Origin of the sequence: Shewanella sp. SR44-3, from assembly GCF_014163735.1 — a bacterium.
In the GTDB taxonomy this organism is placed as follows: Bacteria; Pseudomonadota; Gammaproteobacteria; order Enterobacterales; family Shewanellaceae; genus Shewanella.
This window is the reverse complement of the sequence record NZ_JACJDV010000080.1, coordinates 1-2,047: the sequence shown is the minus strand read 5'-3', so window position 1 is coordinate 2,047 and position 2,047 is coordinate 1. Positions and strand designations below refer to the sequence as shown.

1 protein-coding gene and 1 pseudogene are annotated in these 2,047 nt (G+C 42.4%); both read right to left on the bottom strand.

Annotated elements, in window-relative coordinates:
• Positions 1–413: hypothetical protein (locus H5073_RS17835; protein WP_182680906.1), on the bottom strand; the 413-nt coding region annotated here is incomplete at its 3' end.
• A 384-nt stretch (positions 414–797) separates the two neighbouring features.
• Positions 798–1,788 (bottom strand): annotated as a pseudogene (locus H5073_RS17830) (transposase).
• Positions 1,789–2,047 lie beyond the last annotated feature (259 nt).

Below are 2,047 nucleotides of genomic sequence, written 5' to 3'. Positions count from 1 at the left end.
CATGCATCACTTATATAAACATTCATCATCTTGTCGCTCTTTATTTCTTGCTCAGTTTTTATTCTATAAACCCGTTTTAAATAAGCTTCTTCATCTACCTGCATCTGATTTTGAGCCTTAAAAGACTCAAAACTAACAACTATAGTTGAAAGAAAATCTCTACTTTTTAAGACAATCCACTGGTTTTTCTTATTTTCGCTTTGTGTCCCGTCATATTCATATATCCAATTAGCATTTTTTGAGGCTAGCCAGTTATCCGGCGGACTAAAGCGAGCATACTCATTTTCAAATACGTCTGTGCTATCAACCTCTGCAGAGGTAGAGCCACAGCCTACCAAGGGCAACACACACACTAGCAATATCAGCGCCTGTCTGGGCAACAAGGCAATAAACTTAAGGATTTGTTGGGCCACATTGTGCTCCTTTATGGTCTGAACATTTGTAATCACTGTGCGCTGCTCCGCTAAACCCTTTAAATCGGTTGAGGAAGCCATCAATGGTATCATTTTGACCTGTGTTGCCACCCAAAATTTGTGCCACTGGGTCACCAGCTTGAGAATAAATCCGGTCAGCCATTATAAAACAATAACATAATGCACTTTCGACATGTGCTCAAGCGAGATTGTGAAGGTTTGTTGCTAGAAAGCCGATAACGCTGGCGTTTATGGAAGCTGGTTGGCTAAATCGGCAGATTTCGGGGTTTAATTCAGGATAAACAGTGATTTTTAGCCACAATAACCCAACTCATTAAAGCGTTAAGCTGATTTGAAAAAATTAGTATTACAAGGAGTTTTAGATTAGCCCGCCTTTAAGTGCTGGCAACAACTCGCGAAGTGTCGTCGCCGCTTTTCTAGATGCTCACAATAGCGGGTAAGTTCTTGAAGTGTGCCCACTGGGCCGTGAAAGAGCTTGCCAAACTCAGTGGTGAGTTTGAGCCAATTTTCTTGAGGTATATTCAACCTTGATAGTAACTTAGCACTATTGCTGCTGATTGCACCTCGCTTGTCATTGCGAATAATACGTCCCGTGTCATCAACCAACTCAAGATAATCTTGCAGTGAAAACGCGATACCTTTGGGCTGATGTTTGCGTTCATTACCAATGAAGGGCAGCAAGTTATTAGGTTGTTCGCCTTTTAAGGCAGCCCTAATGCGCAATTGAATACTGGTATGGTCTGACAGCTCTGGAGTGTCAGCCATCTTAGCTCTAATAGGATTGAGATCGACATAAGCCATACAAGCCAATACAGCGGCTTCATCTAGCAGAGCTTGCGACTTAAAACGTCCTTCCCAGAAACGGCCAGTGCAGTTATCCTCTTGATTTGCTTGCCGTGCGATTGGCTCATTTAAACAACGCATGAACCAGCTGATGTCACACAATCTACTTCGATAAGTGGCAATAAAATGCTTTAATCTGAGCACTTCATGGGCTTCAACGACATCACCTTTAACAAATTTCTGTGTTATTTCATCACCATTAAACAGTTTGTGCCACTGCTCCAGCACTTCTCGATCTGTCCAGCAGTTTGCAGTCTCAATATCAATGCGTAATACCACATGAAGGTGGTTAGACCCTCTTAATATTCAAGAATGCAAAAGCTGCAACATCTATCGCAAAAACGGCTTCTAGTTCATACAGCCGCGATTCGATCCAGCCACGACGATGGTCAAAATTCTTACCAGAATGTGTATCATTACCACACAGGTAGGCGCGACGGACGACACGACTACAACAGCTATAAAAAGGAGTGTCTTCGACACTGATCTGAGTTCTTCTAGGGCATGGCATAGTAAGCTCCCCGCATTAACACTTTTACTGAGTCTAGTAGAGGATGCTAAATCACGCTATTTAATGTGGGTGTCCAATATTATTGTTGGTATTGCCCGCAACATTCACGTTCACTTCAGCGCCTGTGATACTACTGGGTAGCGTTCATAATTCTGTGTCATTTCAGTAAACTGTACAAAAACAGGAATGACACATGACTCAACCTTTTAACTTTGAACAAGCCCTTAAAGATCTTCAAGCGGGTAAAAATCTCACAGGC